The 24,388-nt window shown below is 34.2% G+C and carries 19 protein-coding genes and 1 riboswitch; of the genes, 9 read left to right on the forward strand and 10 right to left on the reverse strand.

The window, feature by feature from the left end; translation table 11 throughout:
* Window positions 1-41 precede the first annotated feature (41 nt).
* Window positions 42-138: riboswitch (SAM-I-IV-variant riboswitch) on the reverse strand.
* Between the two features lie 123 nt (window positions 139-261).
* The 10 genes from BUC11_RS01715 to BUC11_RS01760 all read right to left on the reverse strand — a co-directional run bounded on the left by BUC11_RS01715 (window position 262) and on the right by BUC11_RS01760 (window position 9,526).
* The gene (locus BUC11_RS01715) at window positions 262-684 is read right to left on the reverse strand and encodes a hypothetical protein (protein ID WP_073351278.1); all 423 of its coding nucleotides are present in this window, start codon (window positions 682-684) and stop codon (window positions 262-264) included.
* 220 nt (window positions 685-904) lie between these two features.
* Entirely contained in the window at window positions 905-1,777 is an 873-nt protein-coding gene (gene sucD / locus BUC11_RS01720; protein ID WP_035672307.1) for a succinate--CoA ligase subunit alpha, read from the reverse strand.
* Between the two features lie 94 nt (window positions 1,778-1,871).
* Window positions 1,872-2,234, reverse strand: coding sequence for a hypothetical protein (locus BUC11_RS01725; RefSeq protein ID WP_073351280.1), 363 nt, complete (start codon window positions 2,232-2,234; stop codon window positions 1,872-1,874).
* A gap of 1 nt (window position 2,235) precedes the next feature.
* Window positions 2,236-3,165, reverse strand: a complete 930-nt coding sequence (locus BUC11_RS01730) for a UDP-3-O-(3-hydroxymyristoyl)glucosamine N-acyltransferase (protein ID WP_073351282.1) — start codon at window positions 3,163-3,165, stop codon at window positions 2,236-2,238.
* A gap of 69 nt (window positions 3,166-3,234) precedes the next feature.
* On the reverse strand, window positions 3,235-3,801 hold the full coding sequence (efp, locus tag BUC11_RS01735) for an elongation factor P (RefSeq protein WP_066077467.1): 567 nt from the start codon (window positions 3,799-3,801) through the stop codon (window positions 3,235-3,237).
* Window positions 3,802-3,971: 170 nt separating this feature from the next.
* Window positions 3,972-4,757, reverse strand: a complete 786-nt coding sequence (gene lpxA / locus BUC11_RS01740; RefSeq protein ID WP_073351284.1) for an acyl-ACP--UDP-N-acetylglucosamine O-acyltransferase — start codon at window positions 4,755-4,757, stop codon at window positions 3,972-3,974.
* Window positions 4,758-4,825: 68 nt separating this feature from the next.
* Window positions 4,826-6,214: a bifunctional UDP-3-O-[3-hydroxymyristoyl] N-acetylglucosamine deacetylase/3-hydroxyacyl-ACP dehydratase gene (locus tag BUC11_RS01745; RefSeq protein WP_073351340.1), complete on the reverse strand. Its 1,389-nt coding sequence runs from the start codon at window positions 6,212-6,214 to the stop codon at window positions 4,826-4,828.
* Window positions 6,207-7,250: a UDP-3-O-(3-hydroxymyristoyl)glucosamine N-acyltransferase gene (gene lpxD / locus BUC11_RS01750; RefSeq protein ID WP_073351288.1), complete on the reverse strand. Its 1,044-nt coding sequence runs from the start codon at window positions 7,248-7,250 to the stop codon at window positions 6,207-6,209. The genes BUC11_RS01745 and lpxD overlap by 8 nt, the downstream gene beginning before the upstream one ends.
* A gap of 131 nt (window positions 7,251-7,381) precedes the next feature.
* Window positions 7,382-8,611, reverse strand: a complete 1,230-nt coding sequence (locus BUC11_RS01755; RefSeq protein WP_073351289.1) for an HD domain-containing protein — start codon at window positions 8,609-8,611, stop codon at window positions 7,382-7,384.
* Window positions 8,612-8,731: 120 nt separating this feature from the next.
* The gene (locus BUC11_RS01760; protein ID WP_073351342.1) at window positions 8,732-9,526 is read right to left on the reverse strand and encodes a 3-keto-disaccharide hydrolase; all 795 of its coding nucleotides are present in this window, start codon (window positions 9,524-9,526) and stop codon (window positions 8,732-8,734) included.
* Between the two features lie 241 nt (window positions 9,527-9,767).
* Here BUC11_RS01760 and BUC11_RS01765 point away from each other — a divergent pair, with 241 nt between their 5' ends.
* The 9 genes from BUC11_RS01765 (at window position 9,768) to BUC11_RS01805 (ending at window position 24,388) form a co-directional block, all read left to right on the forward strand.
* Window positions 9,768-10,265 (forward strand): GbsR/MarR family transcriptional regulator, encoded by a 498-nt coding sequence (locus BUC11_RS01765; RefSeq protein WP_073351291.1) that lies wholly within the window; start codon window positions 9,768-9,770, stop codon window positions 10,263-10,265.
* A gap of 22 nt (window positions 10,266-10,287) precedes the next feature.
* Window positions 10,288-11,394 carry an efflux RND transporter periplasmic adaptor subunit gene (locus BUC11_RS01770; RefSeq protein WP_073351293.1) on the forward strand — a complete coding sequence of 369 codons (1,107 nt, stop codon included), beginning with the start codon at window positions 10,288-10,290 and terminating at the stop codon, window positions 11,392-11,394.
* Window positions 11,395-11,427: 33 nt separating this feature from the next.
* Window positions 11,428-14,598 carry an efflux RND transporter permease subunit gene (locus BUC11_RS01775; protein WP_073351295.1) on the forward strand — a complete coding sequence of 1,057 codons (3,171 nt, stop codon included), beginning with the start codon at window positions 11,428-11,430 and terminating at the stop codon, window positions 14,596-14,598.
* Window positions 14,588-15,988, forward strand: coding sequence for an efflux transporter outer membrane subunit (locus BUC11_RS01780; protein WP_073351298.1), 1,401 nt, complete (start codon window positions 14,588-14,590; stop codon window positions 15,986-15,988). Before BUC11_RS01775 ends, BUC11_RS01780 begins: the two co-directional genes overlap by 11 nt.
* Window positions 15,989-16,614: 626 nt before the next feature.
* Window positions 16,615-17,343: an LOG family protein gene (locus tag BUC11_RS01785; RefSeq protein WP_073351300.1), complete on the forward strand. Its 729-nt coding sequence runs from the start codon at window positions 16,615-16,617 to the stop codon at window positions 17,341-17,343.
* A 396-nt stretch (window positions 17,344-17,739) separates the two neighbouring features.
* Window positions 17,740-20,487, forward strand: a complete 2,748-nt coding sequence (locus tag BUC11_RS01790) for a gluzincin family metallopeptidase (protein ID WP_073351344.1) — start codon at window positions 17,740-17,742, stop codon at window positions 20,485-20,487.
* A 186-nt stretch (window positions 20,488-20,673) separates the two neighbouring features.
* Window positions 20,674-23,082 carry an alpha-ketoacid dehydrogenase subunit alpha/beta gene (locus BUC11_RS01795; RefSeq protein ID WP_073351302.1) on the forward strand — a complete coding sequence of 803 codons (2,409 nt, stop codon included), beginning with the start codon at window positions 20,674-20,676 and terminating at the stop codon, window positions 23,080-23,082.
* A gap of 163 nt (window positions 23,083-23,245) precedes the next feature.
* Window positions 23,246-23,539, forward strand: coding sequence for a putative quinol monooxygenase (locus BUC11_RS01800; protein WP_073351304.1), 294 nt, complete (start codon window positions 23,246-23,248; stop codon window positions 23,537-23,539).
* Between the two features lie 171 nt (window positions 23,540-23,710).
* The gene (locus tag BUC11_RS01805; RefSeq protein ID WP_073351307.1) at window positions 23,711-24,388 is read left to right on the forward strand and encodes a peptidoglycan DD-metalloendopeptidase family protein; all 678 of its coding nucleotides are present in this window, start codon (window positions 23,711-23,713) and stop codon (window positions 24,386-24,388) included.

Consider the following 24,388-nt stretch of genomic DNA (forward strand, 5'->3'; position numbering starts at 1 on the left):
AATTAAAAGTTATGACGAAAAATAAAGCTACTAATGGGAATGTAAACAACATTTTTTCCAAAGGATTTGGCTTATCGTTTTAGCACCTTGCTTGTTGCTGCAGGTTGCTATCCTATTACAGGATTCGTGATAACGGGTGCAAAAGTAATTAATAATTCATGAAATGTTTTGAATTTCATAAAAATATTTTAAAACAAAAAAAAGCGCCACATAAATATGTAACGCTTCCATATAAAATACTTAAAAACAGTTGTTAACTTTTTAAAAAGCTACATTCCATTTAGGCAATCTTCCGTTTTCGTCTAAGAAGTTTTGTAAAACTTGTCCTTCTACAAAAGTTGGAATTACTTTGGTCTTGTCATTAAATGTTTCGTACCAAACCACTTCTAGCGTGCTTATATTTTCAATTTTCATTTGCGCTGGCCAAGAATACTTTCTTCCTGTTTTTGCAAATTGGTGTCCTTCTACAATTTTTTCTTGAAGACCACCATTTTTAATTTTCAAAGTTCCGTTATTTTGAACGGTACCAGTAGAACCAACCATTATTAACTCTTTTTCATCCCCTACTGAGTATACTAAAAATACTCCAGATCCTTCTGAAGCATTGCATACTTCTGCAAGACTATCTTCTGCAGTAAATGAAAACTGATTGGTAACTTTGAATTTTTTTAATTCTTTGTACATATTATTTTATTTTTATTTGAAATGACTTCGACAAAAAAATACCCCACAAAATCGTGAGGCCCATTAGAAACCATTCGTTTGTATTTACTTTTATTAGTATTGAATCTGAAAAAAACAAATCCATTTAATAAAGTGCAAAGATATTTCTTTAATTCAATTTATAATTAAAAAAGCCCCACAAATTGCGAGGCTTTTTAGAATATTTAATTGGAGTATTAGCTTAACCTAAAACTTCTTTAACTTTTTTACCAATTTCTGCTGGTGAATCCACTACGTGAATTCCACATTCTCTCATGATTTGTTTCTTAGCTTCTGCAGTGTCATCTGAACCACCAACAATTGCACCTGCATGTCCCATTGTACGTCCTGGAGGAGCGGTAACTCCTGCAATGAATCCTACAACTGGTTTACGGTTACCATCAGCTTTGATCCAATGAGCAGCATCAGCTTCTAATTGTCCACCAATTTCACCTATCATTACGATACATTCTGTTTCTGGATCGTTCATCAATAATTCAACTGCTTCTTTTGTAGTTGTTCCAATAATTGGGTCTCCACCAATACCAATTGCAGTAGTGATTCCTAATCCTTGTTTTACTACTTGGTCAGCCGCTTCGTATGTTAATGTTCCCGATTTAGAAACAATACCTACAGTTCCTTTTTTGAAAACAAAACCTGGCATGATACCAACTTTAGCTTCACCCGGAGTGATTATTCCAGGGCAGTTTGGACCTATTAATCTTGCGTTTCTTTCTTTAACATAACTATTTGCTTTTATCATGTCAGCAACAGGAATTCCTTCAGTAATTGCAATAATTACTTTTATACCTGCATCTGCAGCTTCCATTATTGCATCAGCAGCAAAAGCTGGCGGTACAAAAATGATAGTTGTATCAGCTCCTGCTTGTTCTACAGCATCTTTTACAGTATTAAAAACGGGTCTATCTAAGTGAGTAGTCCCACCTTTTCCTGGAGTTACACCACCAACAACGTTAGTACCGTACTCAATCATTTGAGAAGCATGGAAAGTTCCTTCGCTTCCTGTAAAACCTTGAACAATTATTTTGGAATCTTTATTAACTAAAACACTCATGATATATTTTTTATGTAGTTTTTAAAATGGTTATGCAAAAGTATAAAATAGTAAGCACTAATCCATATTCAGTATTCAGTTTTTTGACACTAAATTAGGATAATTGGCTCATTTGATAGCCTCGAAATAATTTATTGTCTTTTATTTGCCAAATAACTATAAAATGTGCCAATAACATTTCTTCTCTTGGGTTCTCAATCGTTTTCACAAAATGAGAATAACGTACCGAAATCAAATCATTTTCACCAATAAGATGGCTTATACGAACCTTAGAACGGACATAAGCTTTACTTAAATCATTGGACAAATTTAATAACGAATCATAATTAAGTTCCACAAATCCTGTACTACTATTCCATTCCACGATTACCTCTGGATGCAAAAAATCTTTGATAACTTCACGATCAATTAAAGCATCCGATTTATAAAATTTCTGAACAATTTCTTTAGCAGACATATTATTTTAGTTTATTTAGAATTTCGGGTATCTTTTTGATATTAGCCAGTTGTTTCAATTTTTCTCTTGATTCTTCAATTGGAGTACCAAAATAAGACTTTCCGCCTTCAACGGATTTTGTCACTCCAGTTTGACCCAAAATAATTGCCTTAGCTCCTATAGTAATACCGCTAGTGGTTCCTACTTGTCCCCAAATCGTTACTTCATCTTCAATAATCACACAACCTGCTATTCCAGTTTGAGAGGCGATTAAACATTTTTTTCCAATAACAGTATCATGACCCACATGTACTTGATTGTCAATTTTTGTGCCTTCGCCAATTGTTGTGTCACCAGTTACACCTTTGTCAATAGTACAAAGTGCTCCAATACCCACATTATCTTTGATTACCACGCGACCACCGGAAAGTAATTGATCATAACCTTCAGGCCGCTTTTTATAGTAAAAAGCATCAGCGCCTAGAATCGTTCCTGCATGAATCATTACATTATCGCCAATTACGGTATAATCATAAATAGAAACATTAGAATGAATTAAGCAATTCTTGCCAATAACAACATGATTTCCAATAAATGTATTTGGCTGTATCACAGTTCCTTCACCTACTGAAGCTGAAGTTGCTATTGAAACATTTGAAAATTGAAAAGGCCTGAAATAATTCGTCAATTTATTAAAATCTCTAAAAGGATCTTCTGATATCAGTAACGCTTTTCCTTCGGGACATGCGACATTTTTGTTAATCAAAACTATGGACGCAGCAGAATTTAATGCCTTGTCATAATATTTTAGATGATCCACAAAAACAATATCGCCAAATTCGACAACATGAATTTCATTCATTCCTAAAACAGGAAAATTGGCATTACCTACATATTCGCAGCCAATGATACATGCAATTTCTTCTAAGGTATACGCTTTTTGGAATTTCATTTATTTAGTATTCAGTGTTCAGTAATCAGTGTCCAGTATATCTGATTACTGAACACTGACCACTGCAAACTATTCTTTAACTCGTTCCATGTAAGAACCGGATGCAGTATCAATTTTAATTTTATCTCCTTCATTAATAAACAAGGGAACATTTACACTTGCACCCGTTTCAACAGTCGCTGATTTAGTTGCATTTGTAGCTGTATTACCTTTGATTCCTGGTTCAGCATAAGTCACTTCAAGAATAACAGATGCAGGCATATCCACAGAAAGCGGTAAATCAGTCTCTGTATTGATACTTACCATTACGTTTTCTCCTTCTTTTAGCAAATCTGGTGAGTCTAAAATATTTTTGTTCAATGTAATTTGTTCGAAAGTCTCTGTGTTCATAAAATGAAAATCATCCCCTTCTGGATACAAAAATTGAAATTTGTGATTTTCTACTCTAACTTCTTCTATTTTATGTCCAGCAGAAAAGGTATTGTCTAATACTTTCCCATTAGTTAAACTTCTCAGTTTGGTTCTAACGAAAGCGGGTCCTTTTCCAGGTTTAACATGAAGAAATTCAATAATTTTGTAAATGTCATTGTTGTATTTGATACACAATCCGTTTTTAATATCTGATGTAGATGCCATTGTTATTTATGATTTATTTTTCCCATCCATACCCTCCCCGAAGGGGAAGGAGCTAAGACTGGAAATTTGTTAATTATTTATTTTATGCTATTTAATTTTGTACTATCATTTTTTTTATCAAAATAATTCCATTTCGACTCTCTTTCCTTCGGGGAGAGCTGGGGAGGGGATTAATAATTTCCAGAATATCCTTTCATTACTCCTCTTGATGAATTTCTGATAAAATCAATAATTTCGTCTCTTTCAGGCGTAGCTTCCATTTCTGCTTCAATAATACCCAAAGCTTGCGTAACGTTATAATTTTTTTGATATAAAATTCTGTAAATATCCTGAATTTCTCTGATTTTTTCAGATGTAAAGCCTCTCCTTCTCAATCCAACCGAATTAATTCCAACATAGGACAGTGGTTCTTTTGCTGCTTTTGTGTACGGTGGAACATCTTTTCTTAGTAAAGACCCACCTGAAATCATCGCATGGTCTCCCACACTGATAAATTGATGAACTGCTGATAAACCTCCAACAATAGCATAATTACCAATAGTTACGTGTCCTCCTAGAAGAACTCCATTAACAATAATAGCATTATTTCCTACGTGACAATCATGAGCAATGTGGGCAGTAGCCATAATTAAACAGTTGTCGCCAATTACAGTTTGTCCTGATGCAATTGTCCCTCTATTGATGGTAACGCACTCTCTGATTGTACAATTGTCCCCAATAATTACAAGCGAATCTTCTCCTCCAAACTTTAAATCTTGCGGAACAGCGGAGATAACTGCTCCTGGGAATATATTACAATTTTTTCCAATTCTTGCACCTTCCATAATCGTAACATTGGATCCTATCCAAGTACCGTCTCCAATGACAACGTTGTTATGAATAGTTGTAAAGGGTTCTATTACGACATTTTTGGCGATTTTAGCACCGGGATGAACATAGGCTAAGGGTTGATTCATTTTATTTTGTTTAACCGTTTAACTGTTTAAGCGATTGATCGAATAATCGATAATCAAATCAACAAAAATTATTGTTTTTTAGCAATCTGAGCCATTAATTCCGCTTCAGCAACCAGTTTTCCGTTTGCATAAGCATTTGCTTGCATGTGACAAATCCCTCTTCTGATAGGAGTTATCAAATCACATTTAAAAATTAAGGTGTCGCCGGGTAATACTTTATGTTTGAATTTGACATTGTCAATTTTCATAAAATAAGTCAAATAATTTTCAGGATCTGGAACTGTGCTTAAAACTAAAATTCCTCCTGTTTGTGCCATGGCCTCTACTATTAAAACGCCTGGCATAACTGGTGCTTCTGGAAAATGACCCACAAAGAAATTTTCATTCATGGTGACATTTTTCATCCCTACAACATGGCTCTCAGACATTTCAATGATTCTATCAATCAATAAAAAGGGTGGTCTGTGAGGCAATACCGCCATAATTTTATGAATATCCATTAATGGCTCTAGATTCAAGTCATAAACGGGAACATAATTTCTCTGTTCTATTTTTATAATTTTTGCCATTTTTTTGGCAAATTGTGTATTTACAAAATGTCCTGGTTTATTAGCAATAACTTTTCCTTGTATTTTAGTACCTATTAAAGCTAAATCACCCACTACATCAAGCAGTTTGTGTCTTGCTGCTTCATTTGGATAATGCAAAGTAAGATTGTCTAAAATTCCATTAGGTTTTACGTTAATAGTTTCTTTTCCAAACGCAACTTTCAAGTTTTCCATTGTTGCCTCCGAAATTTCTTTATCAACATAGACTATTGCATTGTTCAAATCGCCTCCTTTTATCAATCCGTTTTCTAAAAGGGATTCTAATTCATGCAAAAAACTAAAAGTTCTGGATTCTGCTATTTCAGTTTTGAAATCAGCAATACTTTTCATGTTTGCATTTTGGGTACCTAAAATTTTAGTTCCAAAATCAACCATGGCAGTTACACAATAATGATCACTTGGCATCACTAAAATTTCACTTCCTGAAGCTTCGTCAGTGAATGAAATAACCTCTTTCACTACGTAAACTTTTCTTTTGGCATTTTGTTCTTCAAATCCTGCTTTTTCAAGCGCTTCAACAAAATATTTAGAAGAACCATCCATTATAGGCAGTTCCGAAGCGTTCAATTCGATAATTATGTTGTCTAAATCACAACCAATCAGTGCTGCTAAAACATGTTCTGGAGTTTGAATTTTAACACCCAGTTTTTCTAAATTAGTCCCTCTTTGGGTGTTTACTACATAATTTGCATCTGCTTCGATAATAGGATGTCCTTCCAGATCTACTCGAACAAAAGTAAAACCATTATTCACCGGAGCAGGTTTAAAAGTCATTTTAACTTCTTTACCGGTATGTAGTCCAACTCCAGTTAGCGAGATCTCTGTCGTGATGGTCTTCTGTTTAACCATTGTTTCCATTTTTTTGGTTTAATATTTGTTTCTTTAATTCTTTTATTTCGGCAACAATTTTAGGTAAATTCTTAAAATGAACATACGATTTGCTAAAATCGTTGTATCCAAATGCCGGACTTCCTTGCAAAATTTCGTTGTCTTTTATATTTCTTCCGACGCCAGCTTGCGCCTGAATTCGGACATTATTCCCAATGGTCAGATGACCTGAAATTCCTACTTGACCACCGATTAATCCATTTTTTCCAATTTTAGTGGAACCTGCAACGCCTGTTTGAGCAGCAATCACTGTATTCTCCCCTATTTCAACATTATGGGCTATCTGAATTTGATTATCAAGTTTTACTCCATTTCTAATAATAGTAGAACCCATCGTGGCTCTATCAATAGTAGTACAAGAGCCTATATCAACGTTATCTTCAATGATTACATTACCAATTTGAGGAATCTTTGTATAAGTTCCGTCTGGATTAGGCGCAAAGCCAAAACCGTCCGAACCAATGATAGCTCCTGAATGAATCGTGCAATTGTTACCAATTATAGTTTCCGAATATATTTTTGCACCAGCGAATAAAACTACATTATTACCAACTATAACATTGTCTCCCAGAAAACAATTCGGATAAATTTTTACATTTTCACCTAAAACAACATTTTGTCCTACATAACTAAAACTGCCTAAATATAGATTATCGCCATATTTTGCACTTTGCGAAAGAAAGGAAGGTTGCTCAATTCCACTTTTATTAAGCTTAACTTGATTGTAAAATTCCAACAGTTTAGAAAACGCTCCGTATGCATCTGCCACTTTTATCAATGTAGTGGTTACAGGCGACTCTGGCACAAAAGAATCATTCACGATGGTTACTGATGCTTTTGTGGAATATATATAATTGAGGTATTTAGGGTTTGACAAAAAAGTCAACGAACCTTCAACACCCTCCTCAATTTTTGACAATCTAAAAACTTCCACCATCGGATTACCAACAACTTCTCCTTCTAAAATCCCTGCTATTTGTTCTGCTGTAAATTTCATCTTATCTGATTGTATTTCTTATAGGAATAAGATGGATCTCACTATGTAATGTCCTGATGGTATTAAAAAAAAATGTGTTAGCTCGTTTCATTGCGACAAAAATATAAAAAAATAGATTTTAAATGGCGTTTTTATAACAGTTGTTTTGGGAAACAGATATAATACTTGGTCACTAATTTAGATAATGATTTTAAATTCAGCTGATCAGATGATTCAATTACGTCTTCAATTGTGCTATCTTTTTTCAAAATTCGTATAGGTTCCGCTTCTTTACTATAGGCTTGGTTTTTTATTTTCCCTTTAAAAATAAAATAATTGGTTTCCAATAATGAAATATTATTTTCCACTGAAAAACGTTCTTTCAATGGGTGTAATTCTTCAATCGCTACTTTTTCACTAGTTAGCTTTATTTTTAATAAATCTCGGTTTACTATCATTTTACTCAAAGAGGACAATATAAAATCATCGTGCTTTTGCCAGGATTTTAATGCTCCAATGATATCAAAATCATCTAGTTGAGCAAATAAATCCAAAGTTTCAGCATCAAACGTAGCAATTGTGACTTTGTTTTGCATGAAAAATAATAATGGCTCGCTACAAGGCAACTGCACTCCTTTTAGCGTTAATTCTTTGGCACGCTTTAAGATTTTCATCAAAATTAACTCTGCCACTAAACTCGTTTTGTGCAAATACGCTTGCCAATACATTAATCGTCTAGACATTAAGAATTTCTCAACAGAATAAATTCCTTTTTCTTCAATCACCAAATAATCGTCCACAACATTCATCATTTGGATCAATCGCTCTGAGTTGACATTTCCTTCTGCCACTCCTGAATAGAAACTGTCGCGTTTCAAATAATCCATGCGATCCATATCCAACTGACTCGAAATCAATTGCAACATGAATTTCCTATTGTATTCGCCTTTAAAAACCTGAATAGCTAGACTTAATTGACCATTGAATTCCACATTCAATTGGTTCATGAATAATAGTGATATTTCTTCATGATGTACATCTTCAACAATGCTTTTTTCCATCGCGTGCGAAAAAGGGCCATGCCCTATATCGTGCAATAAAATGGCAATGTACAATGCATTTTCTTCTTCGGGAGAAATTGCAACGCCTTTGAAACGCAATACATCGACTGCTTTTTGCATCAAATGCATACAACCTAAAGCATGATGAAAACGGGTATGATTGGCACCAGGATATACTAAATACGATAATCCCATTTGGGAAATTCTACGCAAACGTTGAAAATAAGGATGCTGAACTAAATCGTAGATTAAGGCATTTGGAATGGTAATAAACCCATAAATAGGATCATTGAATATTTTCAGCTTATTGATTTGACTCACTATAACTTTATTTTAAGGTCAACAAATATAAGTAATTTAGATTTCAAAACAGAAATGTTCCTTGTTCTTGATTTACAGCAAAAAAAACGGAGCGTTTGTAGCGCTCCGTTGGTTTACTTTTTAAAGTTTTCTAATCCAAATATTTCTGAATTGATTTTTAGAATCATGATCTTGAAGTGAGATAACATCGTCGCCATGAGACGACGGATAATTGTGTAAACCGATATATAGTGTCAAACCGTTTATGGTCGTGTTGTTTTGTACTAAAACACCATTTAAAAATACGGTGATTCTAGCTGGAGAATCAATTTTTCCATCCGCTTTGAATCGCGGGGCTGTATAAATTACATCATAAGCATTCCATTCTAATGGTGTTTTTACGGCATTTACTAATGGTGGATGATCTTTATAAATACTTCCCGCTTGTCCGTTGCTGTAGGTTCTGTTATTGTAGGAATCCAATATTTGCAATTCATATCTGTTTTGGAAAAACACACCACTGTTTCCTCTTGCCTGTCCGCCATCTAAAACTACATCCGGTGCGCTCCATTCCAGGTGCAACTGGCAATCACCAAAAGCCATTTTAGTTTGAATAGCTCCTGAACCCGGAACAACCTCCATATAATCTTTGTCAACAATTTTCCACGGTGCAGGTTTGCTGGCATCTTTTTGACTTGCCCATTGATCCAGGTTTTTACCGTCAAATAAAATAATTGCATCCGAAGGTGCATTTCCAAGCATTTTAGCCGGTGTAATCACTTTTACTTCTGGTTCCCAAATTTCAGTCATTTCGGGTTTCATTTGCATTGGCGAAACCTCCGGAGGGGTGTTCACATATTTATGTTGTGCCATAGCGGCCGTTGCAGAAAATAACGCAATCAGTAACAAAGAGTTCTTAAAGGTTTTAGATTTCATAGTTAAATTCATTTGGTTTAATAAAATGTAAACATTGTGCAATTGTTCTCTTCTCAATATTAAGCAATTTTTTTTCACGAACTAATTTTTAAATTAAATATAACTAATTGAGGTTTAAACTTTAGATTTTTATTCGAAAGAAAATAAATGCTATAGAAATCGTTTTCTTAAAAATTAACATAATTTTAAGTTCGTTTAGTTCGGTAAATTACGAACTAACTTTACTTTTGCAAAAAAAATCATGGCAACAATCCAAAAAGAAAGAGAAGAACTCATCGAAATGTTCGGAATTCATTTTGAGTTATTATACAATTTACCGCCATTAGGTTCCAGAATTCTTGGTTTATTAATAGTAGATGGTTGTAAGACCGGATTAACATTTGAAGAGATTGTCGAAAAAATGGGTGCCAGTAAAAGCTCAATTTCTACGAACTTGAATCTACTTCTAAAAATGGATAAAATAAATTACTACACTGTATGCGGTGATCGTAAAAAATATTTTAAACCATCTCCATTCAGTGAAAGACTTTCTAATTATATCAAAATCCTTGATTTTGAAAAAAAAATAATAGACAAATTAATCACCTACCGTGAGCAAACTATTTCTTGTAAAGAAGAACAATCCAATATGGAAAATGTAAAAGCCTACAAAGCCCATGTTTGTGAAGTAGAGGAGCTTTTGATCAAAACGATAGATAAATTCAAAGAAATAGAAATCAATAATAGCAAAAATAATTAATCAATTTTAGTAAATAGTCCGAATGAAAAAGAAATATTTTATAAGTGCAATCGTGTTATCAATAAGTTTGCTCTCCTGCAAAAAAGAAACCGCTCCAACGGCTCCTTCAGTTATGTCCTACAAAGTAGTCGAAATAGGAACTTCAAATACTACTTTATTAGCGGAATATCCTGCCAGTTTAGAAGGAGTTACAGACATCGATATTCGTGCAAAAGTAGATGGATATATTGAAAAAATATATGTAAAAGAAGGCCAAGAAGTAAAAAAAGGGCAATTACTTTTTAAGTTAGAGACGCAAACAGCAACCCAAGAGGCTGCTGCGGCAAAAGCAAAAGTTGCTGCGGCTCAAGTGGAGGTAAATCGTCTAATCCCTTTGGTAGAGCGCAACATTATTAGTGATGTGCAATTAGAAACTGCAAAAGCAAACTTAGCTAGCACCAAAAGTACTTTTCAAAGTATCATTGCCAGAATTAATTATGCTACTATAAAAAGTCCTGTTAACGGAATTGTAGGGACATTGCCATTACGCCTTGGAAGTTATGTAAGCAGCCAGACTGTTGAACCCTTAACGCGAATTTCTGATGTGAGTACCATCTATGCTTATTTTTCAGTAAATGAAAAAGAACAATTGGATATCATGATGAATGCGGAAGGAAAGTCTTTTCAAGAAAAAATAAACAAAATGGAGGCGGTGAATTTAGTTTTGAGCAATGGTATGCCTTACGAACAAAAAGGTAAAATTGAAACTTTTAGCGGTCAAGCCAATGTACAAACGGGATCATTTAATGTAAGAGCACGTTTTGCAAACGGAAACAAATTGTTGCGTTCAGGAGAAAGTGGAACAATACAGATTCCTACTGATTTAGAAGATGTTATTATTATCCCTCAAAACGCCACATTAGAATTGCAAGACAAGCGAATTGCACTTGTTGTGGATAAAAATAACAAAGTGCAAGCAGTTCCAATTGTAGTTCGACCAGTACCTGGAGGCAAATTTTTTGTAGTGGATAGCGGAATAAATATAAACGATAAAATACTTGTTGAAGGAGTTGGGATTGTAACTGAAGGAACCCTCATTACCCCTGAAGTTGTTGATTTTAAAACTATAATCAACCCTACAACAAAATAATTCACACACTAACTATTGAATAAATAATAAAATATGTTTTCAAAATTCATTGACAGACCGGTATTGTCAACGGTGATTTCTATTATCATCGTAATTTTGGGAGTTTTAGGGTTAATCTCACTTCCAGTTTCACAATATCCAGAAATAGCACCGCCTACGGTAACTGTATCAGCAAATTATCAAGGTGCCAGTGCCGAAGTGGTAATGAGCTCGGTGGTAATTCCATTAGAAGAACAAATAAACGGTGTTGAAGACATGACTTATATGACTTCTACATCAAATAATGATGGTTCGGCAGCCATAAATATTTACTTTAAATTAGGTACAAATCCAGATTTGGCAGCAGTAAATGTGCAAAATCGGGTTTCTCGCGCTACACCTTTGTTACCGCAAGAAGTTACAAGAGCCGGTGTCACGACTTCAAAGAGACAAAGTGATAATATTTTGATTTTATCATTGTACAGTGACAATCCCGATTACGATGATACTTTTCTTCAGAATTATGCTAACATCAATATTTTACCAAAAATAAAACGTGTAGCCGGAGTTGGTGAAGCAATGATTTTTGGACAAAAAGACTACTCCATGCGTATTTGGCTTAAGCCAGATGTAATGGGAGCTTATGGACTTGTACCTTCAGACATTACCGCTTTATTGGCGGAGCAAAATATTGAAGCTGCTCCTGGTCAGTTAGGTGAAAGTGGGGACCAATCTTTTCAATATGCTTTAAAATACAAAGGGCGTTTACAAAATGTAAAAGAGTTCGAAGAAATTATTATTCGTTCAACCGAAAACGGAGAAATCCTTAAGTTAGGCGATGTTGCCAAAATTGAGTTGGGAGCTGTCAATTATGCTAGTAATGCCTACACCAATGGAAACAAATCTATTGCCATTGCAATTGCTCAAACAGCAGGATCTAATGCACAAGAAGTAATTGAGGGTTCGTTAAAAGTACTAGATGATGCGGAAGTAAATTTCCCAAAAGGGGTAAAATATGCCACATTAATTAATGCAAACGACTTCCTAGATGAATCTATTACAAAAGTGATTCATACCTTAATAGAAGCCTTCATATTAGTATTTATTGTAGTTTTCATCTTCTTACAAGACTGGAGATCAACTTTGATTCCGGCTATTTCAGTTCCTGTTGCAATTGTGGGAACGTTCTTTTTCCTAAGTTTATTTGGCTTTACCATAAATTTACTAACGCTTTTTGCTTTAGTCCTCGCAGTGGGAATTGTGGTCGATGATGCCATTGTCGTCGTTGAGGCCGTCCATGCCAAAATGGAAGCTGGAGAACATGATCCCAAAAAAGCGGCTCACAGTGCCATGCAAGATATCAGTAGTGCGATTGTTTCCATTACGCTTGTTATGTCAGCGGTATTTATTCCAGTTTCATTTATCAGTGGATCAGCGGGCGTTTTTTACAAGCAGTTTGGAATAACTTTAGCTGTTGCGATAGTATTATCAGCTATTAATGCCTTGACACTTTCCCCGGCTTTATGTGCCATTTTCTTAAAAGAACACGATAAAAGTGCTAAGAAAAAAGGTTTTGCAGCGCGCTTTTTTACTGCATTTAATGTTGGATTTGAAACCACAACTGCTAAATATAAAAGATCTGTTGAGTTTTTTATAAAACGAAAATGGTTGGCCTTTCTAGGAATTGCAGTCTTTGCAGGGATATTTATCTTGTTATTAAATATTACTCCAAAAGCTTTTGTACCAGGTGAAGATACGGGAGCGATACTGTCCGATGTTTCTCTTCCTCCAGGTACTTCATTGGAAAGAACGGAAGAGGTTTTATTACAAATCGAAAATAAGGTAAAAGACATTCCTGAAATAAAAGAAGTGCTTCGTATATCAGGTCGAAGTTTACTAAGTGGTACCGGAAGTAACTACGGAATGGTAATCGTAAAATTGAAAACTTGGGCGGAACGTAAAGAAACGAATCAAGAAATAAATGCAGTTGTACAGGAATTATTTAAACGAACTGCTTCAGTAAAAGATGCAAAAGTACTTTATTTTGCTCGTCCTACACTTGTTGGTTTTGGTTTTACCAATGGCTTTGAATTTCAATTACAAGACCAAAAAGGAGGAACAATTTCGGAACTAAGTGAAGTAAACAATAAATTTTTGGCAGCTTTAAACAGCCGTCCTGAAATCAAATATGCGACTACTTCTTTTTCTCCAAATTATCCGCAATACCGAATTGATTTGAATGTGGCTTCCATAAAAAAATCAGGTTTAACAGTTACTGATGTTTTAGGAACGATGCAAGGATATTACGGTGGTGTTTATGCTTCTAATTTCAACAAATTTGGTAAACAGTTTCGTGTGGTTTACCAGTCTGAACCAGAATTTAGAAGTAATCCCGAATCATTAAATAAAGTGCTGGTCAGAAATAATAACGGTCAAATGGCTCCTATTTCACAATTTGTGACATTGGTAAAAGTATTTGGTCCTCAAGCAATAGAGCGATTCAATTTGTTTACTTCTGTAAAAATTACTGGTGCTCCTAACGAAGGTTTCAGTTCTGGCGATGCTATTAAAGCAGTTGAAGAAGTGGCAAGTCAAAGTTTACCTGTTGGTTATGGCTATGAGTTTTCAGGAATGACTCGTGAGGAAATTAGTGCCGGTGGTCAAACATTGTATATTTTCCTTTTGTGTTTGGTATTTGTCTATTTCTTGTTAGCTGCTCAATACGAGAGTTATATGTTGCCTTTTGCCGTATTAATTTCATTACCAATTGGTTTAGCGGGAGCGTACTTATTTGCTTATTTATTTGATGTAAGTGATAATATTTACTTACAAATAACACTAATTATGCTTATTGGATTGCTGGCTAAGAACGCCATTTTGATCATCGAGTTTTCTGTAGATTCTAGAAAAAAAGGAATGAGTATTACACAAGCTGCTATTAACGGCGCAGTTGCGCGTTTGCGTCCTATTTTGATGACATCATTTGCATTTATTTTTGGATTATTGCCTTTAATGTTAGCTAAAGGAGCCGGAGCTGTTGGGAACAACGCTATTGGAACTGGAGCAATTGGGGGAATGTTAATAGGAACTATTTTTGGAGTTTTTGTGATACCTATATTATTTATTGTTTTCCAAACCTTACAGGAAAAAATTTCTACAAAGCCACTTCCTATAGAAAATCAGGATTCAAATGTCACACTTTTAAACAAAGAAAATGAAAAATAAGTTAACCAAAATAGCTGTACTTGTCATAACCGCAACGGTAATGCAATCGTGCTTTGTGGCCAAAGAATACAAACGACCGGAATTAAAAACGGAAAATTTATACCGAAACGAAATCGTTTCAACCGATACCGTTTCTCTTGCCAATGTTGCTTGGAAAAACGTTTTTACGGATCCGCTTTTACAGGGATATATCAAGAAGGGGTTAGAAAATAATTTGGATATTAAAATTGCCATGCAAAATATTGTGGCGGCAGAGGCGACCATGAAACAAGGAAAAGCGGGGTACTTCCCTACTCTTTCTGCAGGTGCCGATTGGACGCATCAGGAACTTTCTAGAAACAGTCAGTTTGGCGCCTTATTACAAGACAGAAGTACCAATCAATATCAATTGACTGGAAGCCTCTCTTGGGAAGCCGATATTTGGGGGAAAATAAGAAGTAATAAGCGTGCTGCAAATGCTGCTTACCTTCAAACTACAGCTGCAAACCAAGCAGTAAAAACCCAATTGATAGCTACTATTGCTGTGACCTATTATCAATTGCTTTCGGTTGATGCACAGATAAAATTAGCAGAGAAAACCTTGGTAAACAGAAACCAAAGTGTCGAAACTATTATTGCATTAAAAAAAGCGGGAAATGTAACCGAAGTTGGCGTTAAGCAAACCGAAGCTCAGAAATATGCCACTGAAATCATTATTGCCGATTTAAAGAACAGCATTATCATTCTTGAAAATACCTTAAGCATTCTTATGGGCGAAGGTTCTGCAAAAATTGAAAGAAGCACTTTTGAAAATCAATTGATGCAACCCAATATTACGCTTGGTGTACCTGCAACTTTGCTTAGAAACAGGCCAGATGTGATTGCAGCAGAATACAACTTAATTTCTAATTTTGAACAAACTAATGTAGCCAAAAGTAATTTTTATCCAACATTAAAACTTACAGCATCAGGGGGACTTCAAAGTATTGATCTGAAAGAATGGTTTAGTGCTAATTCCATCTTTGCCAACATAATTACTGGTTTAACACAGCCTATTTTCAATCAGCGCCAAATTAAAACGAGATTCGAAATTGCAAAAGCCAATCAAGAAAAAGCTTATCTACAGTTTGAGCAGTCACTTTTAACCGCTGGAAAAGAAGTTTCAGATGCTTTGGCTCAATACAATAATGAGACCTATAAACTTACCGTAAGAGAAAAGCAAGTGGACGCGTTAAATAAAGCCACCGATTATTCAGATGAATTATTGACGTACGGTTTAGCCAATTATTTAGAAGTTTTGACCGTAAAAGACAATGCCTTGAATGCCGAACTAAGTTTAATAGACAATAAATTCCAACAATATAAAGCGATAATTCAATTGTACAGAGCCCTTGGTGGTGGCTGGCAGTAATGAGATTGCTTGACTAATTATTATTGATTCCTGTTTGTTTCAAAACCACTGCTTTTTGTACCGGCAGTGGTTTTGTCGTTTATAGCCTTGATGTTCCAAATTTACTTTAGATTAAATAAAATCTAAAATTTTATCTCAGAACTGCAATCGTGTCAAAATTGAATAGAATTACAAACAAGTAGATTTGTATGAGACAATCTTTTCTTTACTAAACTAGTTATAGATTAAGTTCATAAATAAACAAGCGCTAGCAACATATAAGCAATAACTTCTAAACCACTGCCTATAGTTAAATAAAAAATTGATAGTTCTTATGTTGAAAAAAACAAAATATTCTCTGATTCTATCTATTTATAAAAAAAATATAGGAAGACGCTCTTGTATTGAAAACAAGAAATCCGCAAAAAAATATAAAAAATAAAAAAAGCGATACTGTGCCATTCTTGAAAAAAGAATTACTTTAGTCGATTGGAGTGCTCTACCAAATAGAAGTGGAATTCCTTTTTATTATTCCTTATACGCTTGCGGAACTAGTAAATAATAAGATTGAAATGAAAAACCAGAATTTGGTTAAAGGCAGGATGGCTCCAAAAAAAACAATTAGATATTAAATTATATTTTAGAAGATGAGATTAGAAGATTTTGACAATGACGAGGATAAAGTAATCCAAGACCGATTGAAAAAAAAGACTTGGAATGAGATTAGAACCAATGATAGTTGGGCCATTTTTAAAATCATGGCCGAGTTCGTGAACGGTTATGAAAGTATGGGGCGAATAGGCCCATGTGTGAGCATTTTTGGATCGGCTAGAACAAAACCGGAGGATCCATATTATTTACTGGCAGAGAAAATTGCCTATAAAATAAGCAAAGCAGGTTACGGTGTCATTACTGGCGGTGGACCAGGCATCATGGAAGCAGGTAATAAAGGCGCACATCTTGGTGGTGGAACATCAGTGGGACTTAATATTGAGCTCCCGTTTGAACAACATTTTAACCCCTACATTGACAATGACAAAAACTTAAACTTTGATTATTTCTTTGTTAGAAAGGTGATGTTTGTCAAATATTCTCAAGGTTTTGTCGTAATGCCAGGAGGTTTTGGTACTATGGACGAATTGTTTGAAGCAATGACTTTAATTCAAACAAAAAAAATAGCAAAATTCCCCATAATATTAGTAGGTAGCAGTTTTTGGTCAGGATTGATTGATTGGATAAAAACAGTCTTAGTTGAGAAAGAAAAAACCGTTCATATTGAAGATTTGGAACTTTTTAAAATTGTTGATACCGAGGATGAAGTGGTTGATGTGCTGAACAAATTCTATAAAAAATACGATTTGTCTCCAAATTTTTAAAGACAAGCAGTTTAATCCAATTTTCAAAGGCTTTTTTATGCGATTTTACTACATATAATTCCCTACGTAAAAGGTTGATTTTATGTGCTAATTTGTTATTATTCTGATGTAATATCTACTATTTTTGGACTAGAAAAACAGAAATTTATTAGACATGACTTTAAATTGTAGGATTTAGAAAAAATTTACCCCAAATTAGCCAATTATCATTATAATTGTTTGAAATTTATATTGAAAAATTTGCTAATTTGCGGTAAATAAATCGTTGGATAAACAGACAACTACTTTCATTTCTTTACATTTTAAAACAGATACTTGAAATCAATTTATAAAATTTTCCTTTTTATTCTTGTTTTATTGACTTCCATAAAACAGCAAGCGCAACACCATTCTAAGATGACTGTTGCGCTCAATACGGAAAATAAAACCTTGCTCATAAAGCAAGAAATCACCTTCTTCAATGAGTCAAACGATACTTTAAAATCAATTGTTTTAAATGATTGGAATAACGCCTATTCTAATAAAAATACACCATTAGCCAAGCGATTTTCGGATGAATTTTATAGAGGTTTTCACTTAGCAAAAGAGGAAGAACGAGGTAGCACCAGCAATCTAATTATTACTACTACCAATCAACAATTTTTATCTTGGAATAAAACAGAGGAAAACCCTGATTATGTGGTTCTACAATTACAAGAGCCATTACTTCCCCATCAAAAAATCACGTTCCATCTCTCCTATCTCTCTAAGATTCCTAGTGATAAATTTACAAAATATGGCTACAATAACAATGGAATTTTACACCTGAAAAACTGGTACTTAACTCCTGCACGTTATGAAAATCATGCTTTTGTAACCAACAGTAACAACAATTTAGATGATATTGCCAATGCTCTTTCTGACTTTGAAATCGAGCTAACAACGCCTGCAGCTTTAGAAGTAACATCGGATTTAAACGTTTCAAAGGCTATTGTCGATAAAGATCTTAAAAACTACACATTTTCAGGACGAAACAGAACGGATTTTAGTATGATTTTAGAGCCTAAATCTAGTTTTGAGAGTTATAAAAACGCTTCCGTTGAGGTTCTTACTGATTTAAAAAATAATAAATTAGATGGCATTCAAAAAGCAATTGTAATTGACCTAATCGTTACTTATGTAAATAATTTGATAGGGAAATACCCTAATGATAAAATTCTGGTGACCCAGACAAATTATGATAGAAATCCATTTTACGGACTAAATCAATTACCCTCGTTTTTAAGTCCGTTTCCAGATGAATTTATTTTCGAAATCAAATTTTTGAAAACTTATCTAAATGAATATTTAAAAACTAGTTTGCATTTAGATCCTAGAAAAGACAATTGGATTTATGACGGAATTCAAGTTTATACCATGATGAAATACATGGATGAACATCATCCCAATACAAAAATGATGGGAAGTGCATCCAACATTCGATTATTAAAAAGTTTTAATCTCACTAATATAGATTTCAACGGACAATACAGCTATTTCTACATGTTAATGGCACGTAAAAATTTAGACCAACCTGTAAGCTCACCAAAAAACACTTTAATTAAGTTTAACGAGCAAATTGCAAGTAAATACCGCGCTGGATTAAGTATTCGATTTTTGGATGATTATTTTCAAAATAACACTGTACCCAATAGCATTAAACAATTTTACGTTTTAAATAAGGCCCAACAAGTAGCGCGATGTGATTTTGAACATGTATTAAAATCAAATACTACTAAAGATATTAGTTGGTTTTTTAATACCATCATTGATTCAAGAGACATTATCGATTTTAAATTCTCAACCGTTGTAAAAACAAAAGACAGCATTACATTTTCAGTTAAAAATCGAACAGGAGCACCAATCCCAATTCCTATTTATGGAACAAAAAAAGGAGAAATCGTGTTCAAGCAATGGCTGGATATTGAAGAATGTGATAGCACCTTCACTATTGCCCGAAACAGCATTGATAAAATTATTTTAAATTTAAAAAATGAAGTTCCCGAATATAATTTAAGAAACAATTGGAAAAAAATTGAAGGTTTTTTTCCTAATAATCGGCCTTTAAAATTTGTTTTTATGAAAGATTTAGAGGATCCTTATTACAATCAAGTCCTCTATGTTCCTTCGATTTATTATAATCTGTATGATGGAGTAACTCCTGGAATTAGGTTGCACAACAAGACTATCTTGGAAAAACCATTTATCTTTGATGTAAATCCTTCCTACTCAACAAAATCTAAAAATTTATCAGGTTCAGCCGTATTTGTAGTCAATCAAAATTTCAGGAACAGTACTCTTTATAATGCCAGGTATTCTATAAGTGGTTCCTATTTTCATTATGCAGAAGATGCTGCCTATTTAAGATTGAATCCGTCGTTGCAATTGCGCATTCGAGAACCCAATTTTAGAGACAATAGAAAACAATTATTTTCTTTCCGACAAGTAATTGTAAACAAGGAAAAAAGTGCTTTAGTGATTGATAATTCTCCTGAAAATTATTCCGTTTTTGATGCAAGGTATATCAATACAAAAACAGAAGTTACGAATCATTTCAATATTATGACGGATTTACAAATTTCGGGAAAATTCGGAAAAATAACCGGTGAAATAGAATATCGAAAACTATTTGAGAACAACCGTCAAATTAATTTGCGTTTTTATGCAGGAACCTTTTTGTACAACAAAACCCAATCGGATTTCTTTAGCTTCGCATTGGATAGACCAACAGATTATCTTTTTGATTACAACTATTTTGGAAGATCCGAAAGCACAGGCCTTTTTAGTCAACAATATATAGTAGCAGAAGGCGGATTTAAATCTAAAATTGCCACCCCTTTTGCCAATCGCTGGATTACGAGCTTAAATGCAAGTTACAGTATTTGGAATTGGATAGAAGCCTATGGCGACATTGGTTTAATCAAAAATGCAGACACAAAAGGAAGGTTTGTTTACGATAGCGGCATCCGTCTCAATTTAGTTACAGACTACTTTGAATTGTATTTTCCAATCTATTCTAATAATGGATGGGAAATAGCACAAGATAATTATAACGAAAAAATACGTTTTATTGTTACATTTTCTCCTAAAACATTAATCAATCTTTTTAATCGAAAATGGTTCTAATCGAATATAATTATGATTATTTATTAAACTATTAGTAATAAAAGGCTCTTTAAATTACACATAATAAAAAAATAAAGTTCTTTTTACTAGAATAAATTGCAATAATTAAATTCTATTTTTTTCAATGTGCTATGAAAATAGGTTGTTTTTAAGTAAATTTGCTTCATAAAGTTATACTTTTCAATTATGATAAAAGAAAAAACCAATACTGCATTGACATTTGAAGATTTCAAAATCGAAGTTTTAAAGGACTACACCACAGCCATAATAAGCAGAGAATGCAGCCTTTTAGGACGCAAGGAAGTATTGACTGGAAAAGCTAAGTTTGGTATCTTTGGAGATGGAAAAGAAGTGCCACAATTAGCCATGGCTAAAGCATTTCAAAATGGAGATTTCCGCTCTGGCTACTATCGCGATCAAACTTTTATGATGGCGATTGGCGAATTAACGATACAACAATTTTTTGCAGGTTTGTATGGACATACTGATATTGAACAAGAGCCTATGTCAGCAGGAAGACAAATGGGAGGCCACTTTGCTACCCATAGTTTAAATGAAGATGGTTCTTGGAAAGACTTAACAAAACAAAAAAATTCAAGTGCTGATATTTCTCCTACAGCTGGGCAAATGCCCAGGTTATTAGGACTGGCTCAAGCATCAAAAATATACAGACAGGTAGCTGGAATTCCAAATGCTGCTAATTTTTCTAACGAAGGAAATGAGATAGCGTGGGGAACCATTGGAAATGCAAGTACGTCCGAAGGGTTGTTCTTTGAAACTATTAATGCCGCAGGGGTTTTACAAGTTCCTATGGTTATGAGTGTTTGGGATGATGAATACGGAATTTCTGTACATGCAAAACACCAAACGACAAAAGAAAACATATCCGAAATTTTAAAAGGATACCAAAAGGAACACGACACTAATGGATATGAAATCCTGAGAGTCAAAGGTTGGGATTATGCTGACTTAATTGCCACGTATGAGAAAGCTGCCGATATAGCTCGAAAAAATCACGTTCCTGTTTTGATCCATGTTAATGAATTGACGCAACCACAGGGACATTCTAGTTCTGGTTCTCATGAACGTTACAAAGATGCTGATCGCTTGGCTTGGGAAAGAGACTTTGATTGTGTTCGTCAAATGAAATTATGGATGATTGCTATAAATATAGCTTCTCCAGAAGAAATTGAAGCAATTGATGCACAAGCAAAAAAAGAGGTTTTAGAAGGTAAAAAAGCCGCTTGGAATGCATTTATAGAACCTATTGCTGAAGAGCAAAAAGAGTTGGTTTCACTATTACAGACAATTGCAGAAACCAGCAAAAACAAAGATGCCATCTTGAAATTCTCTTCTGATCTAAGTAGCATTAAATCTCCTATAAAAAAGGAAATTCTAGTAACCGCACGTAAAGTATTGCGTTTAGTACTTAATGAAAATGGCAAAGAAGTACTTTCAGAATGGATTATAGCCTATACCGCAAAAACACAAAAGAATTTTAGCAGTAACTTATTCTCAGAAACAGATTTAAATGTATTTTCTGTCGACAAAGTCCTGCCAGTTTACGCTGAAGATGCTAAGGAAGATACCGATGGACGCATGATTTTACGCGATAATTTTGACGCTATATTTACCAAATATCCAGAGGCTTTAATCTTTGGGGAAGATGCAGGAACTATTGGTGATGTAAATCAAGGGCTGGAAGGAATGCAGGAAAAATATGGTGAATTGCGTGTTGCTGATGTTGGAATTCGAGAAGCTACCATCTTGGGTCAAGGAATAGGAATGGCACTTAGGGGCTTACGTCCTATAGCCGAAATTCAATATTTAGATTATTTATTATATGCAATCCAAATCATGAGTGATGATTTGGCTACCTTACGATACAGAACGGTCGGGAAACAAAAAGCACCCTTAATTATACGTACTCGCGGTCATCGTTTAGAAGGTATTTGGCACTCAGGATCTCCTATGGGTATGATTATAAATGCTATCAGAGGAATCCACGTTTTGGTTCCCAGAAACATGACACAAGCAGCTGGTTTTTATAACAGTTTGTTAGAATGCGACGAACCCGCGCTGGTTATTGAATGCTTGAATGGCTATCGATTGAAAGAAAAAATGCCTTTAAATTATGGCGAATTCAAAACCCCGATTGGTGTGGTGGAAACTTTGAAAGAAGGATCAGATATCACACTGGTTTCATACGGATCTACTTTGCGATTAATACAACAAGCGGCAAAAGAATTGCTTGAGGTAGGTATTGATTGCGAAATTATTGATTTACAGTCTTTACTTCCTTTTGATACAAAGCAAGACGTAGTAAAAAGTATTGCCAAAACAAATCGCTTGCTGGTAATCGATGAAGATGTTCCTGGTGGAGCATCAGCTTACATTTTGCAACAAATTATTGAACATCAAGATGGGTACAACTATTTAGACAGTAAACCTCAAACGCTCACAGCTAAAGCACACCGCCCAGCTTATGGCACAGATGGAGATTATTTCTCTAAACCCTCTTCAGAAGATATTTTTGAAAAAGTGTATCATATGATGAATGAAGTGAATCCTTCTAAATATCCAAGTTTGTATTAAAACTTAAGTATTATCTATACTAATCCTAATCGGTAACGGTTAGGATTTTTTTTTCAATATAATTTAAAAACAACGTTCTACTACATTACGGCGGTGAACAAAAGTTAAACTATATAAATCTAAAAACTAAAATCACTACTTTTAATTTCTAAAAATTACGATTATGGAAAAATATGCTTTATTAGCACGATTAGAAGCTAAGCCTGGAAAAGAAGAAGAAGTTGCCGCATTTTTAAAAAGCGCATTACCGTTGGCATTAGATGAACCAGATACCGTAAACTGGTATGGATGGCAAATAGGCGCCTCCACGTTTGGAATTTTTGATACTTTTGAAACTGAGGAAGGTCGAAAAGCGCACCTTGCCGGAAAAATTGCAGCAGCTCTAATGGCGAATGCCGGCGAATTATTGTCTAAAGATCCCGTTATTGAATTTGTTGATTTATTAGCGGTAAAATAATAGCAGTCTAAGGTAAAACTGCTAAACAATGAATTAAGCTAAACTCAAACTCATCTATTTTTTTTGGGAAATGTAAATGTGCTAATGTAAATTAAAAGTTATAATGCCAGCGTAAAATTTTTATGTTGGCATTTTTTAATTAAATTTAGTGTTTTATAAAATTAACAGTAAATGAAATCATTAGAAACCATCTTACGAGACCAAGAAAACGTTAAAGTAATAGATGCAAAAATTGAATATAAACAGTATATTCCCTTGGATTTATCCATCACAAATGAAGCTTTTAAATCACTTAAAATTGATAATGCACTAGATTTTGAAGATTATATCGAAAATTACTTAGCTGAAAATAATGCAAAAGTAGCTTATGGAGGGTACAATGAAATTAGAAGCCTGTATAAAAGAAGTGAAATTTTTAATGACACAAACACGGAAGAGCGAAACATCCACATTGGTTTAGATTTATGGATTAAAGCAGGAACTCCCGTTTTGGCAGCCGTTAATGGTTTTGTTCATAGCTTTAATTATAATACGGGCGTAGGTGATTATGGTCCAACCATAATTTTAGAACATAAAATAGAAGAACAAAAATTTTATACTTTGTATGGTCATTTATCTTTAGAAAGTATCAGTGACATTACAATTGGAGATTTTTATGAAAAAGGGCAGCAATTAGCCACTTTGGGCGATGCATCCGTAAATGGTGATTATGCACCCCATTTGCATTTTCAAATTATAAAAGAAATCACAAGTAGTTTTGGAGATTATCCTGGTGTTTGCAGTAAAAAGAATCTGACTCACTATTTAGAAAACTGTCCTGATCCCAATATCTTATTAAAAATTAAATAA

This window comes from Flavobacterium xanthum, from assembly GCF_900142695.1.
Classification (GTDB): Bacteria; Bacteroidota; Bacteroidia; order Flavobacteriales; family Flavobacteriaceae; genus Flavobacterium; species Flavobacterium xanthum.

Excerpts from the sequence above, each read along its gene's own strand:
- BUC11_RS01795 (WP_073351302.1), top strand. The coding sequence starts at position 20,674 with ATGATAAAAGAAAAAACCAATACTGCATTGACATTTGAAGATTTCAAA.
- lpxD (WP_073351288.1), bottom strand. The coding sequence starts at position 7,250 with ATGAAATTTACAGCAGAACAAATAGCAGGGATTTTAGAAGGAGAAGTT.
- lpxA (WP_073351284.1), bottom strand. The coding sequence starts at position 4,757 with ATGAATCAACCCTTAGCCTATGTTCATCCCGGTGCTAAAATCGCCAAA.
- BUC11_RS01785 (WP_073351300.1), top strand. The coding sequence starts at position 16,615 with ATGAGATTAGAAGATTTTGACAATGACGAGGATAAAGTAATCCAAGAC.
- BUC11_RS01805 (WP_073351307.1), top strand. The coding sequence starts at position 23,711 with ATGAAATCATTAGAAACCATCTTACGAGACCAAGAAAACGTTAAAGTA.
- efp (WP_066077467.1), bottom strand. The coding sequence starts at position 3,801 with ATGGCATCTACATCAGATATTAAAAACGGATTGTGTATCAAATACAAC.
- sucD (WP_035672307.1), bottom strand. The coding sequence starts at position 1,777 with ATGAGTGTTTTAGTTAATAAAGATTCCAAAATAATTGTTCAAGGTTTT.
- BUC11_RS01800 (WP_073351304.1), top strand. The coding sequence starts at position 23,246 with ATGGAAAAATATGCTTTATTAGCACGATTAGAAGCTAAGCCTGGAAAA.
- BUC11_RS01725 (WP_073351280.1), bottom strand. The coding sequence starts at position 2,234 with ATGTCTGCTAAAGAAATTGTTCAGAAATTTTATAAATCGGATGCTTTA.
- BUC11_RS01745 (WP_073351340.1), bottom strand. The coding sequence starts at position 6,214 with ATGGTTAAACAGAAGACCATCACGACAGAGATCTCGCTAACTGGAGTT.
- BUC11_RS01765 (WP_073351291.1), top strand. The coding sequence starts at position 9,768 with ATGGCAACAATCCAAAAAGAAAGAGAAGAACTCATCGAAATGTTCGGA.
- BUC11_RS01775 (WP_073351295.1), top strand. The coding sequence starts at position 11,428 with ATGTTTTCAAAATTCATTGACAGACCGGTATTGTCAACGGTGATTTCT.
- BUC11_RS01790 (WP_073351344.1), top strand. The coding sequence starts at position 17,740 with ATGACTGTTGCGCTCAATACGGAAAATAAAACCTTGCTCATAAAGCAA.
- BUC11_RS01770 (WP_073351293.1), top strand. The coding sequence starts at position 10,288 with ATGAAAAAGAAATATTTTATAAGTGCAATCGTGTTATCAATAAGTTTG.
- BUC11_RS01730 (WP_073351282.1), bottom strand. The coding sequence starts at position 3,165 with ATGAAATTCCAAAAAGCGTATACCTTAGAAGAAATTGCATGTATCATT.
- BUC11_RS01780 (WP_073351298.1), top strand. The coding sequence starts at position 14,588 with ATGAAAAATAAGTTAACCAAAATAGCTGTACTTGTCATAACCGCAACG.
- BUC11_RS01715 (WP_073351278.1), bottom strand. The coding sequence starts at position 684 with ATGTACAAAGAATTAAAAAAATTCAAAGTTACCAATCAGTTTTCATTT.
- BUC11_RS01760 (WP_073351342.1), bottom strand. The coding sequence starts at position 9,526 with ATGAAATCTAAAACCTTTAAGAACTCTTTGTTACTGATTGCGTTATTT.